The sequence below is a fragment of the Spirosoma profusum genome (assembly GCF_014699005.1).
Taxonomy (GTDB): domain Bacteria; phylum Bacteroidota; class Bacteroidia; order Cytophagales; family Spirosomataceae; genus Spirosoma; species Spirosoma profusum.
In genome coordinates this window covers 123559-149510 of record NZ_JACWZY010000017.1, presented here as the reverse complement: position 1 = coordinate 149510, position 25952 = coordinate 123559, and the positions used below count along the sequence as shown (strand labels likewise).

Annotated in this window: 22 protein-coding genes and 1 tRNA gene; 12 read left to right on the top strand and 11 right to left on the bottom strand. The window is 48.0% G+C overall.

Annotation, left to right across the window (positions count from 1 at the left end; all coding sequences use genetic code 11):
• Positions 1-20: 20 nt before the first annotated feature.
• The 3 genes from IC229_RS19670 to bshB1 form a co-directional block, all read right to left on the bottom strand.
• The gene (locus IC229_RS19670) at positions 21-608 is read right to left on the bottom strand and encodes a hypothetical protein (RefSeq protein ID WP_190888712.1); all 588 of its coding nucleotides are present in this window, start codon (positions 606-608) and stop codon (positions 21-23) included.
• Positions 605-1690 (bottom strand): fatty acid desaturase, encoded by a 1086-nt coding sequence (locus IC229_RS19665; RefSeq protein WP_190888711.1) that lies wholly within the window; start codon positions 1688-1690, stop codon positions 605-607. The genes IC229_RS19670 and IC229_RS19665 overlap by 4 nt, the downstream gene beginning before the upstream one ends.
• A 168-nt stretch (positions 1691-1858) precedes the next feature.
• Entirely contained in the window at positions 1859-2578 is a 720-nt protein-coding gene (bshB1, locus tag IC229_RS19660) for a bacillithiol biosynthesis deacetylase BshB1 (protein WP_190888710.1), read from the bottom strand.
• 182 nt (positions 2579-2760) lie between these two features.
• Here bshB1 and IC229_RS19655 point away from each other — a divergent pair, with 182 nt between their 5' ends.
• The 4 genes from IC229_RS19655 to IC229_RS19640 all read left to right on the top strand — a co-directional run bounded on the left by IC229_RS19655 (position 2761) and on the right by IC229_RS19640 (position 6407).
• Entirely contained in the window at positions 2761-3768 is a 1008-nt protein-coding gene (locus IC229_RS19655; protein WP_190888709.1) for a nitrilase-related carbon-nitrogen hydrolase, read from the top strand.
• 261 nt (positions 3769-4029) lie between these two features.
• Positions 4030-4590, top strand: a complete 561-nt coding sequence (locus tag IC229_RS19650) for an L-threonylcarbamoyladenylate synthase (protein WP_190888708.1) — start codon at positions 4030-4032, stop codon at positions 4588-4590.
• 77 nt (positions 4591-4667) lie between these two features.
• Complete coding sequence (locus IC229_RS19645) at positions 4668-6188, top strand: CCA tRNA nucleotidyltransferase (RefSeq protein WP_190888707.1); 1521 nt, start codon at positions 4668-4670, stop codon at positions 6186-6188.
• A 9-nt stretch (positions 6189-6197) separates the two neighbouring features.
• Positions 6198-6407, top strand: a complete 210-nt coding sequence (locus tag IC229_RS19640) for a hypothetical protein (RefSeq protein ID WP_190888706.1) — start codon at positions 6198-6200, stop codon at positions 6405-6407.
• Between the two features lie 62 nt (positions 6408-6469).
• Here IC229_RS19640 and IC229_RS19635 read toward each other — a convergent pair whose 3' ends face one another.
• Positions 6470-7261 (bottom strand): M23 family metallopeptidase, encoded by a 792-nt coding sequence (locus IC229_RS19635; protein ID WP_190888705.1) that lies wholly within the window; start codon positions 7259-7261, stop codon positions 6470-6472.
• 167 nt (positions 7262-7428) lie between these two features.
• Positions 7429-8328: a cupin-like domain-containing protein gene (locus IC229_RS19630; RefSeq protein WP_190888704.1), complete on the bottom strand. Its 900-nt coding sequence runs from the start codon at positions 8326-8328 to the stop codon at positions 7429-7431.
• Between the two features lie 325 nt (positions 8329-8653).
• Between IC229_RS19630 and IC229_RS19625 the strand changes: the two genes are divergently transcribed.
• From IC229_RS19625 to IC229_RS19615, 3 genes are all read left to right on the top strand, one after another.
• Positions 8654-8845: a cold-shock protein gene (locus IC229_RS19625; RefSeq protein WP_190888703.1), complete on the top strand. Its 192-nt coding sequence runs from the start codon at positions 8654-8656 to the stop codon at positions 8843-8845.
• A 112-nt stretch (positions 8846-8957) separates the two neighbouring features.
• Positions 8958-11099 carry a Tex family protein gene (locus IC229_RS19620; RefSeq protein WP_190888702.1) on the top strand — a complete coding sequence of 714 codons (2142 nt, stop codon included), beginning with the start codon at positions 8958-8960 and terminating at the stop codon, positions 11097-11099.
• Between the two features lie 100 nt (positions 11100-11199).
• Positions 11200-11808: a C40 family peptidase gene (locus IC229_RS19615; protein ID WP_190888701.1), complete on the top strand. Its 609-nt coding sequence runs from the start codon at positions 11200-11202 to the stop codon at positions 11806-11808.
• Positions 11809-11913: 105 nt separating this feature from the next.
• On the opposite strand, the gene IC229_RS19610 is transcribed toward IC229_RS19615, so the two are convergent.
• Positions 11914-12168: a GIY-YIG nuclease family protein gene (locus tag IC229_RS19610; RefSeq protein WP_190888700.1), complete on the bottom strand. Its 255-nt coding sequence runs from the start codon at positions 12166-12168 to the stop codon at positions 11914-11916.
• A 148-nt stretch (positions 12169-12316) separates the two neighbouring features.
• Between IC229_RS19610 and IC229_RS19605 the strand changes: the two genes are divergently transcribed.
• Positions 12317-12390: transfer RNA gene (locus tag IC229_RS19605), tRNA-Ala, on the top strand.
• 269 nt (positions 12391-12659) lie between these two features.
• Positions 12660-13793 carry a sensor histidine kinase gene (locus IC229_RS19600; RefSeq protein WP_449451358.1) on the top strand — a complete coding sequence of 378 codons (1134 nt, stop codon included), beginning with the start codon at positions 12660-12662 and terminating at the stop codon, positions 13791-13793.
• A gap of 88 nt (positions 13794-13881) precedes the next feature.
• On the opposite strand, the gene IC229_RS19595 is transcribed toward IC229_RS19600, so the two are convergent.
• The 5 genes from IC229_RS19595 to IC229_RS19575 form a co-directional block, all read right to left on the bottom strand.
• Positions 13882-16182: a TonB-dependent receptor gene (locus tag IC229_RS19595; protein ID WP_190888698.1), complete on the bottom strand. Its 2301-nt coding sequence runs from the start codon at positions 16180-16182 to the stop codon at positions 13882-13884.
• A gap of 135 nt (positions 16183-16317) precedes the next feature.
• Positions 16318-17634 carry a tetratricopeptide repeat protein gene (locus tag IC229_RS19590; RefSeq protein WP_223834084.1) on the bottom strand — a complete coding sequence of 439 codons (1317 nt, stop codon included), beginning with the start codon at positions 17632-17634 and terminating at the stop codon, positions 16318-16320.
• A gap of 126 nt (positions 17635-17760) precedes the next feature.
• Positions 17761-20025, bottom strand: coding sequence for a DUF4331 family protein (locus IC229_RS19585; RefSeq protein ID WP_190888739.1), 2265 nt, complete (start codon positions 20023-20025; stop codon positions 17761-17763).
• Positions 20026-20075: 50 nt separating this feature from the next.
• The gene (locus IC229_RS19580; protein ID WP_190888697.1) at positions 20076-21830 is read right to left on the bottom strand and encodes a DUF4331 domain-containing protein; all 1755 of its coding nucleotides are present in this window, start codon (positions 21828-21830) and stop codon (positions 20076-20078) included.
• A 506-nt stretch (positions 21831-22336) separates the two neighbouring features.
• Entirely contained in the window at positions 22337-22825 is a 489-nt protein-coding gene (locus IC229_RS19575) for a DUF3299 domain-containing protein (RefSeq protein ID WP_190888696.1), read from the bottom strand.
• Between the two features lie 162 nt (positions 22826-22987).
• Between IC229_RS19575 and IC229_RS19570 the strand changes: the two genes are divergently transcribed.
• The 3 genes from IC229_RS19570 to IC229_RS19560 all read left to right on the top strand — a co-directional run bounded on the left by IC229_RS19570 (position 22988) and on the right by IC229_RS19560 (position 25938).
• Positions 22988-24496: a sensor histidine kinase gene (locus IC229_RS19570; protein WP_223834083.1), complete on the top strand. Its 1509-nt coding sequence runs from the start codon at positions 22988-22990 to the stop codon at positions 24494-24496.
• Positions 24497-24500: 4 nt separating this feature from the next.
• The gene (locus IC229_RS19565; protein WP_190888738.1) at positions 24501-25157 is read left to right on the top strand and encodes a response regulator transcription factor; all 657 of its coding nucleotides are present in this window, start codon (positions 24501-24503) and stop codon (positions 25155-25157) included.
• A gap of 145 nt (positions 25158-25302) precedes the next feature.
• The gene (locus tag IC229_RS19560; protein WP_190888694.1) at positions 25303-25938 is read left to right on the top strand and encodes a peroxiredoxin; all 636 of its coding nucleotides are present in this window, start codon (positions 25303-25305) and stop codon (positions 25936-25938) included.
• The last annotated feature ends 14 nt before the right edge of the window (positions 25939-25952 follow it).

The following is a 25952-nucleotide window of genomic DNA, read 5'->3' as shown; positions in this document are numbered from 1 at the left end:
AGAGCCTGTCGGGGCCTGACTCACGGATGCCCCTTAGGCCAATAACGTAGACCCAGCCCGAACGTTATGAAATCGGGGTAGCCGGGGATGGCATTTACCGTCAGGTCGAGTTTTGGATTGAGTTTGTAATCGTATTCGATTTCGCCCCCGTACCAGACAAAATTCCACTGCCACCGATTCGTGTTTTTCAGCAAACCCGTTTCCTGATGGTAGTCGGGAAAACGGTACCAGGTTTCCCGATATACGAATGTCGGCCCAAAGCCGAATTCCAGATAATGCCTTTCCGAACGCAGCAGATTGACCCGCAGGCCCAGATGCGTATGGCCGGCAAAGAGCTTGGCGCAGTCGGAATACATACCCTGCGCCACTTTCACCGACCAGCGTTTTTTGTGGAAATAATATTGATAGGAGCCGATGAAACCCCAATTGAGTACGAACGTAGCATTATCGTCCAGACGTAACGGCATCAAAAAGGCCATTTTGTTGCCTTTGGGGTGGAGCGTACCAAATACGAACCGCAGCCCAACGTTGCCCTGCGCCTGAGTTGATACGTTGGGCACGGTCAAACACAGACAAATAAGCAGAAGGGCGAGAACACCGTTTTTCATGGCAGGATGAACGTAGTGACTAAACTAACGGTCAATAATACCCCAACCGGCTCCGGTCTGACTTGGTGCCGACGTACCAACGGATTCATAACCCGAAACCAGATGGGCGGCACAAGAGCCATCGCAACCATCACGAAATACACAAAAGGCATTCGTGGCCCCATCAGGTTTTGACCAGGTCGATGCAAGTAATGATGCGAAACGTGGTGAACTGAATGAAGTGGAAGTAGAAACAGCAGATAGTTTGAATACTTGTAGTAGCAATTCCACGAATGCTGTAACGTAACGGCTTCATAACGACCATCGAGCCGGTGCCGTTTCAATCCATAATGCTGAATGTAATTGATCAGTTCATAAAGCACATTGGCCATAAAACCCTGTATGGCAAAAAAAGCCATGCTACGTATCGGATGGCTCGCCCAAACGCCAATTGCTACGTAACACATGAGCAAACAAAGCGCCAGCAACCAGTTCTCACGGTTTAGCCGGTTGCGAAGTTTTTCGGGCAGGGCATAGGTCGAAAAGTAGCTGTGCTGAATTCGTGACCAGAATGATTTACCGAAATACGTATAAAAACTATCGCCATACTGTGCGGTTGTTTTGTCTTCCGGTAAGCCCATCAATCGGTGATGTCCCGTAATATGATCGTTGGTAAAGTGGGGAATTCCAGCCGCGACGAACAGCGCATTGGCCAGCCCATGCTCAAAAGTGCTACGTCCGTGTAATAAATCGTGCGCTAATGTTACCAAAAAACAGCCGGTTATCAAGCCAACACTCAGCGAAAAACCTATAAGTGTACCCGTTGATAGGGAGGTGTTATTGACGTAGTGAATTCCCCAGATCAGAAACGCCAGAAATAATAATCCACTGCCGATTTTAATGGTTCGGACGGCTGAATTGTCCTGAAAATAGGTAAGTTCGGTGTGTATCTCTTCATTGGTGAACTCGCCCAACAATGGATTAGCGAACAGATTTGCCAGCAGCAAAATGCCGAAAAAGTAACCGAAATGGGTGTATACAGTTAGGGCAGCAAAGAGAAGCGTAAGGGAAGCCGGAATCAAATACCTGCCATACTTCATCATAGACATGAGTGGTTTCTTTACCCATAACTAGTTAGAAGGCAAAATGGCTTTACAAGCTATATAAAATGGTATAATTTATTGAAAATATTGGTTTCGTCACAGAGATGCTCCAGGCCGCACGGAGATACACAAAGAATAATCCTCAGTGTATCTCTGTGACGAAAAACCCTATCGCAATGCAAACAAATCGTTCACGCCCAACATGCGTTTGGTGATGAACCCTTCCCCAAATTCAGCCCCAATCATATGGCCGTGTTCGCGGGTGCGCGATTCCAGAAACTTCATAAACGGCTCGCCCGAAATGTAGCTTTGTGGCTCTGAACTATTGGGGTTAAAAAACTGACTCTGGTAGGCTTTGATGGCTTCCAGTTTCTGATCCCAGTAAGGCGTTACGTCAACTACGAAATCAGGTTTCAGTGAGCGGTCCTGAATAAAATGGTAGATGAAAATGGGCCGATGCGCTTCCTGCGGCTGACCATCTTTACTCACCGTTTTTATTTGCCGGAGACCCGCGTAAAAACAGGCCTGCACGACCAGTTCGGCAGCTCGGCCGTGATCGGGGTGGCGGTCGTCGACGGTGTTAGTCAGGATAATCTGAGGGCGGTAGTGCCGGATAATCGGGATAAGCGCCATCTGATGCTCTTCATCATTCTTGAAAAAACCGTCCCTAAACCCCAAATTTTCGCGGGCCGATAACTGCATGATTCGGGCACCTTCGGCGGCTTCCTGTGCCCGAATCTCAGGCGTACCGCGCGTGCCGAGTTCACCACGGGTGAGGTCGACGCCCGCTACAGTTTTCCCCTGTGCAATGAGCGAAAGAATGGTGCCCGCACAGGTCATTTCAATATCATCGGGATGGGCGGCAATGGCCAGTACATCAACAGTCATGGTAGTATGTTTGACAGGAATCAATGCCTTTCTATCAGGCAATTAGTAGGAATGGTTTATCAATCAATAGCTTAACCATTCTACTCTATCGATTTGTTTCAACTTCTCCGAAAAAAGGGCCAGTAGCGATTATTTCGCCCAAACCTATTATTTTGGCGACCCAACCTGACTCTACTTAACCTATGTCGTATAAAGCGCTTGCACTTCAATTAACCTGTCAGACCGTTCATGCCTGCCGTTCTCGCGAGGAAGCCGAAACGCAGATGCTCCAGACCATCGAACGTATTGAAGCGCAGATTGCTGCCTCTATTGGCTTTTTAGGACGCGAAACACTGCTGGTTGTCACCCCCGAACATTTTCTGAGCGGTCCGCCCGCTACCGAATCCATCGACCAGTGGCGCGAAAAAGCCGCCCTCGAAATTGATGGGCGATTGTATGAAGCCATGAGTGCGATGGTACAGCGTCAGCAGATTTATTTTTCGGGAAATGTGTATGAACAGGACGCATTTTTCCCTGAACTCTACTTCCAGACCAGCTTCATCATGGGGCCCTCCGGCGACGTATTGCTACGTTACCGGCGGTTGAATGCTATGTATATGCCCACGCCCCACGATGTTTGGGAGTTATATCTTGATGCCTACGGCTACGATTCGCTGTTTCCGGTCACGAAAACAAACATTGGTAATCTGGCGTGCCTGGCATCGGAAGAAATACTCTATCCCGAAGTGGCGCGATGCCTCGCCATGCGGGGGGCTGAGGTGTTGATTCATTCAACCTCCGAGATTGGAAGCCCGCTTATGACTCCTCAAAAGATAGCCAAGCAGGCCCGCGCCATCGAAAATATGGCCTACGTAGTGTCGGCTAATTCGGGTGGCATATCGGGCGGAGTTGTACCAATGGGAACGGCCGACGGCGGTTCTAAAATCATCGACCCCAAGGGATTAGTACTGGCCGAAGCGGGCTATGGCGAAAGTCTGGTCGCTAATGCCGATATTGATTTGGCCGCGTTGCGGGAATTCCGGCAACGGCCTGCCGTGGGCAATTTACTGGCCCGTCAGCGATTCGAACTCTACGCCGATAGTTACGCCAAACACAGCAGCTACCCGCCTGATACGTTACTCGGCCAACCCGCCGAACGCCAGCATTTCGTTCGCACCCAGCAAGAGGTAATCAAGCGTTTATATAGTTAATCGTTACGTTCGATACGGATGTGGGACAGGTTTGGTAGCTGACTAAAAATTTACTCAAAATGCTGACGCAAGGCCCTTCGACAAGCTCAGGGTGACGGTCAACTGGAATCCGTTAAAGTAAAAGCATCAATGTGGCGGTCACCCTGAGCTTGTCGAAGGGCCTTGCATCGGCATTTTTAAACGTATCATATACACTTCAATACGTAGCATCTGCGACTCGTTGGTCGTCTTTCATAAACTTACCGTATTTTTGCGGCTGGTATGACATCAACGATTCGGGATATCGCTTATCAACTTCGGCAGGGAAAAATCATGGCACTGGCCGATGAAACCGGCTGGTCGCTTGCCGCCGACCCACTTCACGACGTAGCAGTCGAGCAGCTTTTAACGGTAACCTCGTCAATGCCTGCAAACTTACGGCCAACGGTCCTGATTCAGAATGCTGACCAGCTAGTTTTATACGTAGCGAAACTTCCCGACGTAGCATACGACCTGGTTGAGTTCGCCGAAAACCCGTTGACGGTGGTTTATGACCAAGGTAAGAACGTATCACTACGTTTATGGCAAACTACTGAATCGTCGCCAACCGATTTAGTATCAGCAGGAGAAATAGCCGTTCGCCGGGTATTAAACAATGATTTGCAGCGGCTAGTCGGCAGCTTTGGGCGTGGATTGCTTTCTATTCCGTTCGAATCGCTGACAATACCCCCAGCCGCCGAAAGCCTTGTCGTTGATCGGTTTGGTACGTTACCGGGAATGCCCAAACGCCCACGAATCATGCGGCTGAAGGTGAACGGAGAAATAAATTTTATAAGAAAATAAGTCGATAGTTATTAGTCGTTAGTCAATAGCAAAAGAAAACTGACGACTATTGGCTGACGGCTAATGACTAATTTTTCATGAATTTCAAGGATACGCTCTATACAAATCCAATTTTCGAAACGATTGCCCTGCAGGCCGATGCACTCGGCTTACCGGCATACGTTATCGGTGGATTTGTGCGCGATCTGGTGATGGGGCGTCCTTCGAAGGATATCGACGTAGTGTGTATTGGTAGCGGCATTCAATTGGCCGAAGCCGTCGGGAAAGCGCTTGGTACCAACGTAGCAGTGTTCCCGAATTTCGGTACGGCCATGTTGCGGGCGATGCAGGGCGATCAGGAATGGGAAGTCGAGTTTGTAGGTGCCCGGAAGGAATCGTACCGGGCCGATTCGCGGAAACCGATTGTTGAGGATGGAACGCTCGAAGACGATCAGAATCGCCGGGATTTCAGCATCAATGCGATGGGTATCAGCCTGAATCGCAATCTCAAGCAACGTAGCGGAGAAGCGACCACAGCTTTTGGCGACCTGCTCGATCCGTTCGATGGACTGAAAGACATCAAGCGAAAAATCATCCGTACCCCCTTAAATCCAGACGTTACGTTTTCCGATGATCCGCTACGTATGATGCGGGCCATTCGCTTTGCCTCTCAACTGGGTTTCGATATTGACCCCGATACGTTCGACGCGATTATCCGCATGAACGAACGTATCAATATTGTTTCGCGCGAGCGGGTGACCGACGAACTGAACAAAATTGTCTTATCGCCCACGCCTTCGTATGGCTTCAAACTCCTGTACCACGCGGGTTTGCTGGATCGGATTTTTCCGGAACTGATTGCACTAAAAGGCGTCGAAACCATCGAAGGGAAAGGGCATAAAGATAATTTTTACCACACACTTCAGGTGCTCGACAACGTAGCAAACCGATCACAAAAAGAGAAAATCAGTCCTGACAACGAACTCTGGCTACGTTGGTCGGCACTGTTACATGATATTGCTAAACCCGCCACCAAACGGTTCGATGCAAAAGTAGGCTGGACCTTTCATGGGCACGAAGACTTGGGCGCACGTTGGGTTCCCGGCATTTTTCGCACGATGAAACTGCCGTTAAACGAGCACATGCGCTACGTTCAGAAACTGGTACGTCTGCACCTGCGGCCTATTGCGCTGACCAAAGAGGAAATAACCGATTCGGCGATACGTCGGTTGCTGGTTGATGCTGGTGATGATCTGGAAGGACTGATGGCGCTTTGCCGGGCCGACATTACGTCGAAAAATTACGAGAAGGTGCAGAAACATCTCCGTAATTTCGACCGCGTCGAGCGGAAACTTCACAATCTGGAAGAACGCGACAAACTTCGTAATTTTCAGCCGGTTATTACAGGCGAACTCATTATGGAAACCTTCGGATTATCCCCTTCCCGGGAGGTTGGTGAAATCAAAACCGTGATGCGGGAAGCCATACTGGATGGGGTGGTTGCCAATACGCTCGAAGCCACTTATCCGCTGTTGCTGGAGGAAGGACGTAAACGCGGCTTTACGCCAAAACGAACCTTGAATCCAGGAACAGACGCATCCGCTATGCATTTATCGTGATTTTACTATATGGACAATAACAATACGAATTTCCGACGTTTTTTTGGTGCTACGCTCACGATTCTGGGCGTTGTCGTAGTTCTTTTTGCCTTAGTTGCTTTCCTGTCGGAGGGGAGAGCGGTGCTGGGTATGCACGTATCGAAAGCCGAATCGACAGCCCCGTTCATTGTCGGAATGATTTTTCTGGTAACCGGCGTAAATCTGATACGCGAATCGTAGAGATGTAGGATATATGATGTATTATACGTTGGCAGAGAACCTCATATACCATATATCCTACATCATTTAGATAGTTTCGCCGTAAGCAGCCATGAATACGGATTGATGGGCGAGGGGAGGCCGTCGGGCTGAATTTGCAGATACATCAAATGCAGATGTGTTGGCGAACGCGGTTTGTAGGCGTTGAAACCCGTTCGGCCCATTTCGGCCAGCTTCTGACCCGCTTCGACCCATTGCCCCGGCCGCACATCGACCTGGCTGTTGTGAGCGTAGTAAAACAGACCGTGCATAATAGGATCGTATACCCAAATCCAGTTGCCGCCCCGGTATTCGGAACCGGGTTTCCAGGCGGTTTCGATGGCCAGTACTAGTCCACTACTCATGGCTAGTATATCGACGGGTTGCCCATTTCGGTCGTCGATGTTATCCTGATTGCGGTCGCTGATGAAAATATCCTGGGCCGGATGGCTGCCTCTTACGTTATAATCGAACAAATCGAAGCCCCTTCCTATATAACCTTCGCCATGTGTGCCGCCAATCGCACTGCTGGTATATCCGCGAATCGGGAAATTAAAGTAAAGCCCTGTTCGTTGCAGACTGTCGCGCTGGAGGGAATCCTGGGGGTAACTTTCCTCGCTTCGAAACCGCTTCTGCAAACTATGCATAATACCACTGAACTGTTTCCGGGCCGAATCGGGCGTGACGGTTTGTTCGCGAATCTGGATGTATAGTGTCTGAAATTGCTGGCAGTACGTATACAGCGAGGGCTCGTCGTTATTGCTGATGACAACCTGCGACGAAGCCGCATTCAGGCCGCCAATCAACAATGCCCCAACCATACTCGCTATTCGCATGAACGAAGTTATGTCAATCTTCACTACTCATTTTTTAGTGTAAGCCGCCAAAAATACGGAAAGTAGTGAAATCGACAGCAGGTCAGGACGTAACAGGAGGATAAACGTATCAGCCCACACCTAAAGGCGTGGGCTGATACGGTACGCAATGGTTAAGAAAGAAACCGTTAGACAGCGGAGAACTTCTCCTGGATATTCATGACTTGCCCAATTACTTTGTTGTAAATCAGCGCTGGAGCTGCCAGTTTCGGGTGGCCAGGATGCAATCGGTTCCAGAGTTTGTAAATGTCGTCGGTGAAATCGCCCCAGTTTCCGGCGTTGAGTTGTACACGCCCAACCGAAATGCATGGCTCGTGAATTTGGGTCGTATGCCACCAGCGCGTTGGAAACAAAATGGTTTCGCCTTCTTCAACCGTTATACGTAGTGGTTTAGCTTTTTTAAAAAGCGGAAACTTTTCGTAATCAGGATTAAATGCGTCAATCTGCGAAATTTTATCGTTGTCTTCGCGCGGGTACATGTAAGGTGCCTGATCAGGAGAGTATAGGAAAAACTCCTTTGAACCATGCAACTGAGTAATCTGCGTATGCAGGAACAGAGCGTCTACGTGTAGAAATGGAAAATAACCGCCATTTCCACCAAAAAATAGTTCATAGACGGTTGTCGCATTGAGCATAAACTTGGGCAGCAGCGGATGATTGACCCGATCCGATTTTCCGTATAGAATTTCGGGCTGTATATCCCCCAACAGTTCGGGTACGTACTGCCGCATATCGATATTGAACGGGTAAGGGGCTGGTTTTTCAGGTGTCGACGCTAGCATTAGGTCAACGTATTCTGACAAAGTATACGTAACGCCTTTAATTTCCTTGGAAATATGACCGTAGTTCTTCTTGAAGAATTCGGGGGTAAATTTACCTATGGCTTTCCAGTCATGCGTAGCATTTGTGAGCACTACCGGAATGGCTGGTTCAACATATTCAGCGAGTAATTCCTTCCTTGAAATATTCGTACGCTTATCTATTTGAGTGATTGCCTTAGGGGGGGCTACTTCCGTCGTCGCTACCATATCCGTCAAGTCAATTAATGTATGGGCCCAATAAATGAATTACTGTTATAAGTAAACAATTATGAGAAATTATAAACTAGTGCGAAATCGTAAGCTATAAATTGAAGCATACGCTCTGGAATTCAGACACAGTTTTCGAAGTTGGGTCACTTGACGGTGGGTAAAGAAATTAAGAAATAAGGGCGATCTTTAAAAAATCCACAATGGAAGTATGTTTTGACCAATTTTAGGTTGAAAATAAGTTTGATTCAACGGTAGAATTTTGGGAAATAGATTTGGAAATAAAGTTTATTGTGTCGTTATTCGCCCAAATTTAAACCAAACAATGCAAACAGGAACTGTAAAATTCTTTAATGAAACCAAAGGGTTTGGCTTCATTAAACCCGATGAAGGTGGCGAAGACATTTTTGTACACGCTACTGGTCTCATCGACCAAATCCGTGAAAACGACAAAGTAAAATTTGAAGTTGAACGGGGTAAGAAAGGCCTAAACGCCGTAAATGTCGAGATAGCTTAATTGTAAGATATACAGACGACCGTTGTAAAAACATGCCCCACGGCATGTTTTTTTTTGCCCTGTCGGTTTGTAGAGCCATTTTTGTGGCTTATTTCATTACCGCTTTTAGTACATGTCCCAGACTATTGAACAACGTATTGCCGCAAGGCTGAGCCTGAATCCAAAGTCGGTGAGCGCCACCATCGACCTGCTCAATGGCGGAGCCACCGTACCTTTTATTGCCCGTTACCGCAAGGAAGCCACCGCATCGCCCAATGGTACTCCGCTCGATGAATTGCAAATCGGGCAGATTCGCGATACGTATCAAAAATTGCTCGAACTGGATAAACGCCGGGATGCGATCCTCAAATCCATCGACGAGCAGAAAAAATTAACCCCCGACCTGCGCCAGAAAATCGAAACCGCCGATTCACTGACCGATTTAGAAGACCTGTACCTGCCTTACCGTCAGAAACGTAAGACTCGCGCTACTATCGCCATTGAGCGCGGTCTGGAGCCACTTGCCAACGTAATACAACTGCAACGGGAGAGTAATCTTGATAGAGTGGCCCAGCGCTACGTATCGGATGCTGTTCCCGACGTAGCAGATGCGTTACAAGGAGCCCGCGACATTCTGGCCGAACGTATCAGCGAAGATGCCGACGCCCGCCAGCGAATGCGTAACCTGTTCGACCGAGAAGCTATTATTCGCTCTGTGGTTAAAAAAGGGAAACAGACGGAAGGCGTGAAATTTACCGATTATTTTGATTTTGCTGAACCACTACGTCGCGTGCCTTCGCACCGATTGCTGGCACTACGTCGGGGTGAAGCCGAGGGGTTTCTGTCGGTAAGTATTGGGCCTGACGAAGAAGCAGCCCTCGAACGACTCGAACGTCAGTTCGTGGCCGACCGATCTGCAACACGTGCCTGCCACGAACAAATGACGCTGGCGATTCGAGATAGCTATAAACGGCTGCTTAAGCCATCGATTGAAACCGAATTTGCGAACAGTTCAAAGGAAAAAGCCGACAACGAAGCCATTCGAATCTTTGCGGATAATCTGCGGCAGTTGTTGTTAAGTCCACCACTTGGGCAACAACGCGTACTGGCCATTGACCCCGGTTATCGAACGGGCTGCAAAACCGTTTGTCTGGATGCACAGGGTAATCTTTTGACCGATACGGTGCTGTACCTGAGTCATTCAGAAGCGCAACGGCAACAGGCCATTCAGTTGGTACAAAAACTGGTCGAGAAACACAAAATCGACGCCATTGCGATTGGTAACGGTACGGCAGGCCGCGAAACCGAAGAGTTTATCCAGCAACTGCAACTGAACAAGCCAGTTTTCATGGTTAGCGAACAGGGCGCTTCTGTATATTCAGCGTCGGACGTAGCGCGCGAAGAATTCCCGAATCAGGACGTAACAGTACGTGGTGCGGTGAGTATTGGGCGTCGGCTCATGGACCCGCTGGCTGAACTGGTAAAAATCGATCCAAAATCAATTGGGGTGGGACAATATCAGCACGATGTTAACCAGGCGGAATTGAAAAATAGCCTTGATACAGTAGTCGAAAGTTGCGTGAATCAGGTGGGCGTGTCGCTCAATACAGCCAGCCCGCATCTACTACGTTACGTATCAGGGCTCGGGCCGCAACTGGCTGGAAATATCGTTACGTATCGGGCTGAAAATGGCGCTTTTACGTCGCGAAATCAACTTAAAAAAGTACCCCGACTCGGGCCGAAGGTTTTTGAGCAATGTGCCGCCTTTCTACGTATCGACGAAGCAGCTAATCCACTCGATAACAGCGCCGTTCACCCTGAACGCTACGCGCTGGTTGAGCGGATGGCAACCGATTTGAAAAGTACCGTGACTGACCTGATACGTCGACCCGAGTTACGGGAGCAAATCAAGCCCGAACGCTACGTTAGTGATACGGTTGGGTTGCCGACACTTAAGGATATTCTGGCCGAACTGGCCCGACCGGGACGTGATCCGCGGGAACAACTATCAGTGTTTGAATACGATAGTCGCATTCGAAGCGTTGATGATTTACACGAAGGCATGATTCTCCCCGGTGTGGTGACAAATATTACCGCGTTTGGTGCATTTGTCGATATCGGGGTGAAACAGGACGGACTGGTACATGTATCGCAGATGGCGAATCGCTACGTATCAGACCCCAAAACTGTCGTCAGCGTGTACCAGAAAGTAAAAGTTAAGGTGCTGGAAGTAGATAAAGCCCGCAAACGGATTGCATTATCTCTGAAAATTTAATAGGTTGCACCGTTCATGTAATGGTTTTTAAGCCGGTTACAGCCCTTGCTACGTGCTAGAATGGGGCAAATCGGTATATGTTCCCCTAACCCAAACGTGTATGCTTCCACGCTTGTCTCGGGAGATTATTCGTCCCGTACTGCTGAGCGCCTGCCTGCTATCACTCATTACGTCCTGCGAGGTTCTACGTTCCAATGGCCCATCCGTCAGTCGTTCATCATCACGACCTGTTGCCCGAACTGGTAAAACTCCAGCCCGGTCACCATCTGTGCCTGCTAAACCAGTTGGCAAAGTAGTTGACGGACGTACCTACGAAAACCGCTACGTGCCGGAGGTAGTGAAAATTGCCCGCACGTATACGGGTACACCGTATCGGACGGGCGGCAACACCACCGATGGCATCGATTGCTCAGGACTGGTTTACGCCGTGTTCAATACCGTTGGGCTGCGAATGCCCCGGGTTTCGTGGCAGCAGTCGGAAGTGGGGCGAGAAGTGGAGGTAAACGAAATCCTGCCCGGCGACCTCATCTTTTTCGTTCCCGACAAAGGAAAGGCTGGTTTCGTATCACACACGGGGATTGTGACGGAAGTAAATGGTGACCAGAATATCCGCTTCATTCATGCGTCATCATCTAGGGGCGTTCGGGAAGATAATCTATATTCCGACTATTTTAAAGGACGGTTTGTGAAAGCACTACGTCCGTTTTAAGTCGCCGACAACAGGCCCCGACAGCCAGAGCATGTCGGGGCCTATTATAACGAAAGCCGCTCCTTGGGAGCGGCTTTCTCGTTTCAACGTATAGGATCATGTGGCTCAGATCGTTGGCTGAGGAGCATTGATTAGCTCTTCCCAAAAGTTACGATCTTTCTTCTTCAGTTTCATTTCCAGGCTCAGGGCCTCATTGCGCGTAGCAAAGGGCTGGGTGAATTTCACTTCCCAGGGTTTCCCGTCGGCGGTGGCTGGATTGGTTTTCGCGTTGTGTTGCCACAGCGTAATTTTCAAATCTTTCGTCTGACCAATGAAATACTGGTCAGTGGATGGGCTATAGATGATATAAACGGTATGCATACGAGTACGGGACTGTATCAAAGCTACGTAATCGCGGGCAGAAAACAAACTTTAACTGTGTAAACGGAAAAGTAATCGGTAGATAAGAAAAAAATAAACGGCGGTTTGGGACGAGATGATTTTTTGCTCATCTTTGCACCCACAAAACGGGGGTATAGCTCAGTTGGCTAGAGCGCTACAATGGCATTGTAGAGGCCGTCGGTTCGAATCCGACTATCTCCACTATATAGGATAAAACTAAGATTAAGCGCCGATTCTTATTTAGAGTTGGCGCTTCGTTTTTATATTACCGGACTAAATATTTTATAAACAACAGTAGAGATTTAGCTATAAATACAATTTGATATTTATCAAAAGAAATAAAGATATTTGGATAGGATTATCATTTGACAATGGATAATAAGGATACCAACTTAAGTAGAGATATTGAGCGTATACAGCAGATCTCAATCGTTCCTACAATTCTCGATGTAGTTTGTCAGACTACAGGAATGGGGTTTGCTGCAGTTGCCCGTGTCACTGAGGATCGGTGGATTGCCTGTTCGGTTCGCGACGATATTCAGTTTGGTTTGACTCCGGGTGGCGAGTTAGAAATTGCTACAACCATTTGTAATGAAATTCGGGATTCGCATCAGGCGGTAATTATTGATCATGTAGCAGAAGATGAAGCTTTCTGTAACCATCACACGCCCCAAATGTATGGTTTTCAGAGTTATGTGTCGTTCCCTATCGTTTTGAAGAACGGTGAATTCTTTGGTACGCTCTGTGCCATAGACCCAAATCCGGCTCAACTCAATAATTCCAAAGTAACGGGCATGTTCAGCTTATTTGCTGACCTGATTGCCTTTCATCTGCAGCAATTTGAATTGCTTAATCAAAGCCAGTTGACGGTTAAAAAACTGAATTATCAGCTTACTGATTCAATCCACGAAAACCGTCAGTATCAGGAAGTAACGAACCATTACCTGCAGGAACCACTCCGAAAACTTCGCATTTTCAGTGGGATGCTGATCGATGCTACGGAAAGCAATGATTTTAATAAAGCCAGAGAATTGGCTCACAAAATTGACGACAATGCGCAGAAGTTCTCGAAGATGATTAAGGGGCTGTCTGGCTTTGCTCAATTAGAGGTGAACGACGTAGCGGTTGAGCGTATTGACCTGAACGAACTGATTGCCTCCGTGTGTGAATTGTTGCTTACAAAGGCTCAAAATGCAACGATTCAGGTTGACGTATTACCAATCATTCGGGGTATTCCCTCGCAACTGGAACTTCTTTTTTATCATTTACTCAATAATGCCATTCGATTCTCGAAGGAGGGTATTGCTCCAGGTGTAACCATCACTTCCAACGAATTAACTCAGTCTGATTTAGCTGAACAATTGTCCGATGCTACGTCGGCTAACTATGTCGAAATCAGTTTGACAGATAATGGAATTGGGATTGAAAAAAGACAACTCGCCAAAATTTTTGACGTTTTTGGTAACTCATTGACTAACAAGATTGGGGGAGGCACGGGTTTGGCTTATTGTCGTAAGATCGTCCGTAATCACAACGGCTTACTTAAAGTTAAGTCGGAGATTGGACAGGGTACTACCTTCACGATTATTTTGCCGATGGAATAACAGGTATTTACTTTTGTCATCCTTCTGCACCGGCACGGTCCGCCGTTGCGGGCCCGGCTGCGTCAGGATGACAAAAAATGTTTTTCAATTACCAGAAGAACGTAACGCTCAGTCTTGCAAAAAACGGTGTGCCAGGCGTGAAATGAATTTCATCGACAGCAGCCGCTTCACCTTTAAGCCGACTTTCGGTGGCAAACTGGGTTTCTTTCCAGCGCGTATTCAACAGGTTTTGTACGGATAACCCAATGGCATAGGCGTGTTTTGTATAATTCGCCTGAAGATCAGTGACGAAATAACCTTTGGCCACAATCGAATTATCTTCATTGGCTGGTCGATTGCCCATGTATCGGTAACGTAGCGAGCCACTCCAGGGACCAGCGTTCTGTAGCGACAAACCACCCACCGACGTAAACGTTGGTGCTAAGGGCAAATAATTTTGCCCAGCTTCGGCACCGATGGCGCGAGGTTTGGCCGTGTTGAAGTCGAGGTCGGCAAACAGCGTTTTGGTAAGCTGATAACGTACTGATACGTCGATCCCCTGACGCCGGGAGCGTCCGCTGGGTTCAACCACGCCTTCGTCGCCAACGTAGACAAATTCCTGTTGGAGCCACAAATACCAGGCAGCCGCATTGATCAGCAGTTTCGGAAAGGGTTTGAAAATGACCCCTAAATCTGACCCGTAAGCCGCTGGCAGAATTTCGCGTCCGTTCTGTGCCGTTACTACGCGCGCATCGTTAGAGTGAAACCCTTTACCCGTATTCAGATAAAGTTGTAGCTGTGGATTCGCGGTATAATACAAATTCAGCTTGGGCGACACAATGGCTTGCGTAGATCGCTTAAGGCTAGTTGATATGGCGAGCAAATCTTCATACTGACTTCGAAAGTAATCGACCCGCACGCCAGCATTCAGCGTGAATCGCCTGGAAAGCTGAATCAGCTCATCGGCGTATAGGGCAGCGTTGATTTCATTTACATTGCCAAACTGAATAGGATTCAGCGTTTCGACGCGGTTAAGCGTATGCGATAGTTCTGTATGTTTCGTTACGTCCTGCCGATACTGCGCGCCGAATGTTGTTGCCCATCTTGTTTTGCCGATGGTATTTTCGATAGAATAACTGCTGTTGTAGCCGAACAGATTCCGACTTTCTTTCTGGCGAATCTGGTCGCCGTTGATCGTGTCTTCCTTGAAAAAAGTAAAATTTGAATACAGTTCGAAATTATAGTTGCTGTAGAAAAACTGGTTTTTGATAACGTGATTACCTGGCGTTACGGTCACCAACTGAATATTCGCATTCGTGCGGCTGGTTTCACCGCCTTCGGTCGGGTCGACCGAGCCAAAGAATCCAACCTGACCCGAATCGACAGCCCGGTCGGGAATCTGGCCCGAATGGTTCCACTTGCTCCAGAACGTAGTACCGGTCAGCGTCAGGTTAGTATTGGCTGATATGTGTCCGTGGTATTTACCTACTACGTTCACCCGCTTGAAATTCTGAGGATTATCGAAATACGAATTCGTATACGAATACTCCGATGCTAAGTAGGCCGACTGGCTTTTGTCACGACCTTTTTGTGCTAGCAAATCAATTCCGGCCACAGCCCGATACGTATCAAACTGACCAGCTTCGAGTTTGAAGAACGAGTGATCAAGCGCGGTACGTGTCCGAAAGTCGACCCAGCCAGCCGTAGTCAGATTGCCTTTATCGGTTCGGTAAGGGCCTTTTTTGAAATCGACGCCTTCTACCAGTTCAGGAATCACAAAATGCAAATCGGCATAGCCCTGTCCGTGGGCGTGCGAAACCATATTGACCGGCATTCCATCCACGCTCAGCCGAATATCGGTGCCGTGGTCGAGGTCGAAACCGCGCAGAAAAATTTGTTCGGCTTTCCCGCCACCCGCGTGCTGACCAATAAACAAGCCAGGAACCATGCGAAGTATTTCCTGCGAATTGGTAATCGGGCGTAGCTTAATATCGACGCTACTAATAAGCTGCTGGTCATGCGCCCGCTGCGACGAAACGACCACCTCACGTAACTCGACCGAAGCGGTCACCATACTGGTTGTCAACGTAGTGATCTGATCGTCGAGCACCGTTACGTTAATAATCTGCGTTTGAAAACCGACGTGCGACAGTTCGAGCTTGTAAGGAGCCGCCACCAGATTCTGAAAACGATACTGACCGAGTTCGTTGGTTACGGCAGCTTTGCCCAGTCCGGTAAGCTGAACGGTAACACCCTGTAAGGGCAGATTCGTTGCCTGGTCATATACAGTGCCCGACAGATTTCCTAAATGCGCATAAACGGGCAGGCTAATAATCAGAAATAGTATGGTATTCAGTCTGTTACGTCTGTTTACGAGGAGAGCGCACAGGTAAATATAGACATGTAGCATGAGATTGTAATCGAACAAATGGTCAAAACTAATAGGCAATACGCAACCAAACCATCCCGAATTATGATGGTAAAAAACCTAAAATCGAAAACGTAGTGGCTAAAGAGACGTAGCAGTTCGGAAACTGGCTGGTTATCAGAGCGTGAACTTTGGATTGGTTTTTCGGGCAGCCGCTACCAGTTTGCTACTCTGCTGCTGATTACCCAAAGCCAGCTCAATGGCCCCCGCCTGCTGCAATAATTCAGGGTCTTTACTACCTGTACGTAAGGCGACCTGCATATGTTGCCCCGCTTTTTTATAATCATGCTGGTTGTAATAAACCCAGGCCAGCGCGTGATTAACGTCAATGTTTTTGGGACGTTTCTGAAACTCTTTCATGCCGTAAAAAGCCGCAGAATCTAACTGACCCGACTTGGTGTACAGTTTACAGAGTTCAAGATCAACCGCGTGTCCAGAACGGGCGTCTTCATTGAGCATCTTCGCTACTTCAGCGTATTTCTTTTGCGCCCTCTCTTTGTTTCCTTGCAACGCATAGATTTCAGCCATCTCTTCGTGGAACGAAAACTCAGGCATCACGGCAGCGGCTTTGTCGAGGGTAGCCAACGCCTTATCATATTCTTTGCGAGCCTTATAGACGCGAGCTTGTCCCCCCATCGCGAAGGCATAACTTGGCCGTAATTTGAGAATATCGCCGTACTGTTGCTCCGCCTTATCGAGCTGGCCAGTGGTTTCGTACAAATGACCGAGAATATTTTTGGTCCAGCATTGTGGCTCAGAACCGGGTAGACCAGCCTGCACCGCCAGCTGCATGGCCGAAATAGAACCAGGATAGTTGCCATAAATTTCGCGCAGATACGACGCCCGCGAATAGGCTTCCAGCGAAGGCTTCAACGCCTGCATCTTATCCGACATCGCTACGGCTTCTTCGTAATTGCCCAGCTCTACGTTGGCATCGACCAATACGCCATACACATAGGCATTATTGGGGTTGATCTGACGCGCTTTTTCGGCCAGTTCACGAGCTTCGGCAAACTGGTGCTGCGACATTTTAACCGACGCCTTGAACGTAGTGGCTTCAAAGTTTTTCGGGTCCATAGCCAGCACACCGTCGAGCATGGTCAGGATAACCGGGTAATAATAGGGGTGTTCACCTGTGATACGTGCCTCGGATAAATAAATTACAACGAGTTGTAAACGTGGCTTTACGTCGTTTGGCTCCTTTTTGATTTTATCTTTCAATTCGGCCACCTTTTCTTTGGTACGTGGCCATTCTTCGGCACTGGCTAATTCACCACTACGTTCGAATAGAGGAGGTATTTCCAGATTTGGGCCGCTGGTGGTAGTTGCTTCTTTTTTGCTGTTGTTGCAGGCTATCTGCGTGAACATCAGCGAGAGTAATACGAGCAAACCGATCGTTTTACTCTGTTTTGTGAAATAGTATAGGGAGTTCATAAAGGATGTGTCAATAAAAGTGAATGGATAATGTAAAATGCATAATGAATAATACGTTTAACCTTGATTGTCAGATTCGTAACTATCCATTATTCATTTTACATTATCCATTTATCAGGATGAGACTTAGCGTCGAATTACTTTAACGGACTGACGTTCAGTGCCAGTTACGGCTTGCAGGATGTAAATTCCTGTCTGATCGCCGAGCGAAACGGTACGTAGTTCGGCCGAAGCTGCTTCGTTGATAATCTGCTGACTGATACGTTGTCCACTACTATTTGTCAGTATCAACTGCACCTGCTGACCAGCCGCTCCGGTTACCTGCACAGTAACTTCGTTGTTGGTGGTCGGATTACCCATCACACGTAGTGTCAGTGGCTCTTTCGCTTCTGGAACGCCCTGCCGCAAACCACATGGTGTGCGGAAGTCAAACATGTAATTCACCAGCGACGACTGATCACCGACGTAACGTGCCCAAATCCAGAGGGAACGGCTGCTTTTCACATCGCGCAGTAAATCGGCTTCGATCTGCTGATTTACGTTGGTACTCCACGTACCGTTGAAAGTACCCGCTGCCAGGTACTCAACCTGACGATTTGGATCGCCACCGACCCGACCAAATGAAAGCTTACCTGTAGCGCAGTCGAAAGCAACAACCGTAGCAGCCAATGGTTTTGCTACATTGGCTTCCTCCGCTACGTACCCTTTGCCGATAAATCCGCGCCAGGGATCCTGCACGAAGGGGAAAGCCGCTTTCAACGTAGTGTCGTTTTTCGTTACGCCTGCGTTGAATGACAGCACCTTCACCAAGTTTGGTGTTACGGGACTAGCTGTTGTGCCGGGTGTGAAATCGTCATACCAAAGTCCAACAGCGGCCAATACGACGCCACCCACGGCCTGCAATTCAATCGTCGTTACGTCATCCTCCAACCGGCGACCGTTCGGGAAACCGTCCATGTTCGGAATGAACTGGATATTGGTGTTCGCATACGTTGGATTCGTCAGACCAAGTACAGCAGCCTGTACCAGTCCTAACGAACTGAAATTCGGGTCGTTACGTGGGGTAGCTGGTACGGCCATATTGAGACGTAACATGTCACCCAGCGTAGGCAGGAAGTTGTTTATGAAAGGCTTGCCGACTGCCAATGGATTGCCGTTTTTGCCCGTTGCCAATTGGTAAGGAGCCAGATTAGGAACGCCCGTATAGAAAATAGGCAGTAAATCGACGGCGCGCGGACTGGTGGCGTTTGGCAGCAGGATTCCCCCAAAAGCATTTTCGGCGAGAGCTGTGCCGTTGAGAGCGGCATTGCCTTTTAGTCCGAACAGACCGGGTTTGCCATTGCGGAAGTCAAATGATCCTAACGATTTCGATTGAATACGTAGCGCTGCCAGACCGGGTACCGCCGTTCCAAACTGCGAATCATCCATGTAAAGGGCCAACTCGGGATTGGTGAAATATGAGGCAAACGCCAAATCGTTGCTGTTGTAAGGCGTTACCGAATTCCAGCGATCTTTCATGCCGATGGGGATAACAGCTTCATTGGTCAAAGGCATGCCTAGCCGTGAAACCTGCACCCAGCCGCCATCGAAAGATACATCCCCACCGTCATTCAGCGTCTGAATCATCTTCCGGCTGGACGACGCCCACACACCGATAACGTAGTCAGGATCAAGGATGTTAGCGGCCTGCGCCACAGACTTGCCCGTTTTTTGCAACGTAGCAACTGGCACTTCAATGGCAATCGTGTGGCAGTTGTAACGCGCAACTGCATCGCGACCTTTCGGCCGGAAATTACCTACATCGAATGCACCACCCAGGTCGACAAAGAAGGGATCATCAATGGGGCCGCAGAAAACACGCTCACCAGTCGAGGCTGTAGTAATGGCTTTGGTTGCCAGCGCATTATAGTTTGCTGCACCCAAGCCAACCGTTTTGTCTTCGATAGAGCGCGGGCCAATATTGGCAGGCGGTACTACGCCATTCGTGATGATGGCCGTGAAAGTACGTCCACCATCAATGCTACGTTCGCAGGTGTACGTCGTTTTCTGATTCTGCTTGCCCAGGCGGATGTTGAAGAACGTAGTAGGGTCTTCGTTGACCGTCGTGAATGTAAAACGATACGTTATGTCATCACCGGGTGTAGCCGCGTTGTTTTTTACGTGGATTTCGTAGCGAATGTTTTGCCCGAACGTATACCAGTTTGGTCCGCCAGAGGCATCTTCAAACGGAATGTAGTTGGCAATCAAAACGACTTTCTCAGCATCGGTCGGACTTTTAAACGCATATACGTCAGTATTATCGGCCAGCGGATCTGCCGAAATCAACGGAGCCTCGCGGTGCGAAGACGCCCAGGTTATCTGGCTGCAAGGCAGGTACAACAGTACCACCATCAGCATTATATGGAGTATTTTTTTCATTGTTATGTCGGAAGAATGATGAGTTAATAGCGAGCCTTGAGCGTGTAATCGTAGCCTCTCCACGGTGTTTGAACGTAGGGGAACGTCGCTTTGAGCGTCGTGTCATTTTTGGTTACGCCCGCACTGAAGCCAAGCACTTTGGCCAGGTTAGGCGTTACCGGATTTCCTCCCGGCGTGAAATCATCATACCACAAACCAACAGCGGCAAGTACAACACCACCAACGGCTTGTAATTCGATGGTCGTTACGTCATCCTCCAATCGACGACCATTCGGGAAGCCATCCATGTTTGGAATGAACTGAAGATTTGCGTTGGTGTAGGTTGGATTCGTCAGGCCAAGTACGGCAGCCCAAACCAGTCCCAGCGAAGAGAAATTTGGGTCGTTACGTGGGGTAGCCGGCACAGCCATGTTGAGACGTAGCATGTCGCCCAACGTAGGCAGGAAGTTGTGAATAAACGGTTTGCCTACTGCTAATGGATTGCCGTTTTTGCCGGTTGCTAACTGATAAGGCGCCAGGTTAGGTACGCCTGTGTAGAAAATCGGCAGCAAATCCACCGCGCGAGGGCTGGTTGCATCGGGAAGCAGGATACCGCCAAATGCGCTCTCGGCGAGGGCTGTACCATTCAGCGCTGCGGCTCCTTTCAGACCGAACAGGCCAGGTTTGCCATTTCGGAAATCGAACGAACCCAGCGATTTTGTTTGAATGCGCACTCCTTTCAACGAAGGCACTGCACCACCAAACTGCGAATCGTCCATGTACAGAGCTAACTCTGGATTAGTGAAGTACTTGGCGAATTGTAGGTCGTTACCACTGTATGGAGTCAGGGTATTCCAGCGATCTTTCATGCCGATGGGAATAACGGCTTCGTTAGTCAGAGGCATGCCCAAGCGCGATACCTGCACCCAGCCGCCATCATAACCAATATCGCCACCACCATACAACGTCTTAATCTTCTGTCGACTGGCCGACGCCCATACACCGATCACAAAATCAGGGTCAAGAATGGTAGCAGCCTGCGAAACCGATTTCCCATCTTTCTGCAACAGATTCACCGGAATTTTCAGCGCAATAGAGTGAACATTGTATCGGGCAAGACCATCCTTGGGCGGATTGACCGTGTTACCGTCGGGACGGAAATTGCCTGCATCGAAGGCACCTGCTAAATCGACAAAGAATGGATCATCGGCGGGGCCGCAGAAAACTTTCTCACCCGACGTAGCAGAGGCAATTGATTGCTGAAGCAAATCATTGTAGGACGTAGCACCCAGTCCAACCGTTTTGTTTTCGATGGAGCGTGGCCCAATGTTGTAGGCAGGTACTACGCCATTGCTCACGATGGTCATGAACGGGCCGCCGTTCACGCTCTTCTCGCAGATATACGTGGTTTTGATATTCTGCTTACCCAAGCGGATGTTGAAGAACGTAGTAGGGTCTTCATTGTTGCGGGTAAACGTAAAGCGATACGTAATGTCGTCAGTTTGTGTCGTCGCTTTATTTTTTACGTGAATTTCGTAACGTATTCGTTCGCCAAAGCTGTAATAGTTCGGGCCACCTTCCGGCGACTGAAACGGAATATAATTGGCAATAATCGTAATGGTGTTTGGGTCGTCGGGGCTCTTGAAGGCATATACATCGGTGTTGTCAGCCAGCGGATCGTTTGAGATCAGTGGGGCCTCGCGGTGGCTGGAGGCATAACTGCCAACGGCCAGCAGTAGGAGGGCATAGGTTAGAATAGGAGTCCTAAACCGCCCAAAAAGCAAGGAAAATCTGCTCATGGATTTTAGAGAATTAAACGTGAAATAGTAAAACGTAAGTAATCGGGGATTTACAGATGATTAGGTAATTTTACCTAATAGTCATAGTAGTAGCATACACCCTTTTCGAAGTGATAATAAATCGTAAGCAGCAAAAAAATCAGGCTAAAAACTACCTATGGAGCTGAAAGCGGGCGCCACATAGCATAACCTCCACTGATGTTTCATTTTCCTAGTTGTCTGATAACTAGTTAAATGATATTAAAAGGAGAGGCTGTTAATCGCAGATGTTGACGTTTTATCAGGAAGACGTCGGGAGTACTAAACAATAAGGTACGTTTATCTTCATATACTGGGCAGGAGTTTGTTATTTGGTAGAATTGACAGTATATACCCCTATTCTCTATAAATAGATTTACTTAGTTCTTGATTTAATTGAAATTTTATATTTTATGTAAAAAAAAGTGCTCTCAGATAATCTGAGAGCACTTTATCCCTGAGTTAACAGGAAGGAAATTCGATAAATATTACTGAGCAACCATCTCGGCGTCGGCCAGAATATAGTTGAGTTCGTAAATATTGTCGGCGTTAAGTTTTAACGTACCGTGAAACGTACGACGTTCGTCAGTCTTAAATTTCTTGTCCGACTTCTTAAACTTCAGCGACACCACTGATTCAGGTCCGGCACCACCACAGAAGAAGCAGGCGCTGTATGGGAAGGCCGACAGTACATATATATTCGACTCAAGATCAACGGGTAGTACGTAGCCAGTCAGCTCTACAGTTTTACCGTTCAGTTTCTGAATACTTGGCCCGAACGTCGGATAAAGCATGTATACCGATTCTTCGGCATACCATTTTTTCTTGAAGGTAACATCACGTAGCGTTTCCCAGGAGAGTTTCACCGGCTCGGCAGCCGAAACAGGAGGAGTTGGCTTGCCGGGTGGAACCACCGGACGAAACGCAGTTGCAGCGATGAGCAACACAAGTGAGAAAGCAATCAGTATACGATTCATGATGCTGGAATACTTTGACGATCAGAAATAAAGGTAAAACTACAAAAAAGATTACTTTTACTAACTCATTTTGTTGCCCCGACCACGCGGCCCGTGTCTGACTTACATACTCATAACACAAATGATGGCTCGGTAATTCCCGTTCGATTTACCAAGCTCTACATGACTCTACTGATTATTCTGGCCATTCTGCTGACGGCTGGGCAACTGCTTACGCAATGGCGGATTCGGGCTGTGCAGGATGAACTGTGGGTAATCCGATATACGGCCTTACAACGCCATCAGAGTCAACAGATTGTAAAACAGGCACTTCAAGTTACTGACGCCAGTGAGCAGGCTAGTTTTGGCGAGAACGTAGCAGAACTAAAAGCCTTATTTCCAGTTTTTGAACGCTATCATTTACAAAGCCGAGAGGGACGTGTTACCGAGTATAACGTACAAATTACAAATTCTGAAAAAGTACAAAAACTTTACGAAGGAATTCGGCCGCATTTCGATGCATTTCGCCAGAGTGCCGACCGTTTGATGCGTCTTAAACATTTCGACGAAGTGCGTCAGCCCGATGTGCAGGCAAGTCTTCGGCTGATGCTGGCCAACGAAAAACCGTTTCTGGAGAAAATAGATGGTATAGTTCGAGAGTACACGGGCGAAATGCGCGCCAAATTGAGCCAGCTACAATCGATCGAATTGTATCTATATATATTTACGGTTATTGTTTTAGTCGGTTTTGGCTGGTTGGTGTTCCGACCAGCGGCTCAGAAACTTAAGCAAACATTTGCGCAGTTGGTCGAAGCGGAAAGTCAGACGGCGGCAGCCAACAAAAAACTGGTGAGTGCCAACCGAAGTCTAAAAGAAACGAGGCAGAAACTGTTTGAAGCTACCAAACAGCAGTATGAGCAGCAGATTGATGAACAAAAACTAAGGACGTCGTATTTGATTGCCGGACAAGAGGAAGAACGAAAACGGATGTCGCGGGAGTTGCACGACGGATTGGGACAAATGCTCACAGCCATCAAACTTCAACTAGAGGGTTTGGAAGCCAGTATTGTCCGTACTACGTCTACCGACGAGAATGGAATGATACCGCACGCCAAAAACCTGAAAACGCTCAAGAGTCTGGTCACGCAGACCATTCAGGAAACACGTACTATTTCGAATAACCTGATGCCGACCGTATTAAGCGATTTCGGCATTGTACCGGCTATAAAAATGCTGGCCGAACATGATCGTAACGAACGTATCAGTGTTACGTTTGAGACGAACCTGACCCCTGCCATGCCTCGTCTCGATAAAAACGTAGAGATTATGCTCTATCGTGTCACACAGGAAGCCGTCAGTAACGCAGTGAAACACGCCAATCCTTCGACTATTCAGATCGAGCTGATGGAGCGGGGCAAAACGCTTCAATTGCAGGTGAGTGATGATGGGCGTGGGTTTCGGATATCACGAAACAAGCAGGATAATGAGTTAAGAAAATCTCCGCTGGATACGAGTAATGATAATACGTCGAATGGCGAACTCCGCCCGCCTTCGCAGGGTTTACATAATATACAGGAGCGAATAAAGCTGCTGAACGGTAAATTTAAAATTAATTCTACATTGGGAAAAGGTACCAAAATTCAGGTCGTTATCCCTTATCAAACGCATCTGCAACCCCATGACACCTATTAAATTAATGCTGGTGGACGACCACTCCATTGTTCGCGATGGCATTCGACTTTTGCTGGAACAGGCCGATGGGCTCGAGATTGTGGATGAAGCGAATGATGGAGAGGAAGCCCTGGATAAATTAAAGGCGCATCAGCAAAAAGGCGATCAAATGCCCGACCTGATTCTGATGGATATTTCGCTGCCCGGTATGTCTGGTATTCAGACTACACAGATTGTAAGTCGGTTATATAAAAACGTACGGGTTTTGATGCTGTCCATGCATAACAATGAAGATTATATCCTTCGGTCGGTGGAAGCGGGCGCGTACGGGTATATTCTGAAAGATTCGTCGTCGGATGAAATGATTAAAGCTATTCGAACCATTGCCGCCGGCGAGAAATATTATAGCTCGCCCGTTGCGTCGATCATTTTGAGCGGCTATATGCAGCAACTCAAAAAAGGCGATCGGCACGGACGTAGCGAACGTCAGTCGAAACTCTCGAACAAGGAAAAAGAAATTCTACAGTTTCTGGTTGATGGTATGAGCAGTCGGGAAATTGCGGAGAAACTACAACTTAGCGTCCGGACTGTCGATAATCACCGGGCTAATATGATGCGCCGTTTACAGGTACGTAATGCAGCCGAACTGGTTCGAATGGCTGTTGAGGACAAGCTTATCTGAAAGCTGCGCGTACGTAAAATCAGAAAAATTGTGAACTCGCAAAGTGTTTTTTAAGTTTGGAAAACAAACCGGCGTAAAGCCGGTTTTCCATTTACAGAATTCTATATTAACTAGATAGAGTTTATTAACTAAAACCACGTTCATTATGTCACTTCGATTAGGAGATATTGCGCCTGACTTTGAGGCCGATACAACCCAGGGACACCTCCGTTTTCATGAATGGCTTGGCGATTCATGGGGCATGCTTTTCTCGCACCCTGCCGACTTTACGCCCGTCTGTACCACTGAACTGGGTAAAACGGCCCTGTTGAAAGATGAGTTTGGTAAACGTAACGTAAAGGTGATTGCTGTATCGGTCGATGATCTGGATTCGCACAATCGCTGGACGCCTGATATTAAAGACGTAACGGGTTCTGAAGTGAACTTCCCTCTTATCGCTGACCAAGATCGTAAAGTAGCCGAACTTTATGATATGATTCACCCGAATGCCAGCGAAAAAACAACGGTACGTTCTGTATTTGTGATCGGGCCTGACAAAAAAATCAAATTGACGTTAACGTATCCGGCTTCAACGGGGCGTAACTTCAATGAGTTGCTACGTGTTATCGATTCGCTGCAACTGACAGCTAACTATCAGGTAGCTACCCCCGCCGATTGGCAGGATGGGGAGGACGTTATTGTAACCCCCGCCGTTACCAACGACCAACTCGAAGCGAAATATCCCAAAGGCGTTACGTTTGTAAAACCATATTTGCGGACTACGCCACAGCCTAACAAATAAGAAATTTAACTTAA